Genomic DNA, 255 nt, shown 5'->3' with positions numbered 1-255 from the left:
TACCGGGTCGTGCACAAGTCCGGCCTGATCGAAACCCTGCAAACCGGTGGCAGCGCCAATGAGCGGGTGGCCTTGCCGGTAGAGCTCCATGCCCCCTCCGGGCATAAAGTCGACCTCGCCTACACCGACTTCAACGGCGGCCAGCGTCTGCAATCGATCAGCGACGCCCTCGGCCGGCTGCTGCAGATCAACCGCTCCACCGACAACGCCCGGGTCGAATTTCTCCTGCACCCGGATGCCGGCCCGGGCGGCACG

Annotated in this window: 1 protein-coding gene; it reads left to right on the top strand. The window is 66.7% G+C overall.

Features of this window, described 5'->3' with window-relative positions:
• A partial coding sequence (locus tag ACZYSM_RS29680; RefSeq protein WP_489077260.1) for a hypothetical protein occupies positions 1-255 on the top strand: 255 nt, incomplete at both ends.

The sequence above is a fragment of the Pseudomonas sp. F220 genome (assembly GCF_057813935.1).
Note: the sequence above shows the minus strand (reverse complement) of the source record. Positions and strands in the feature narration are given on the sequence as shown.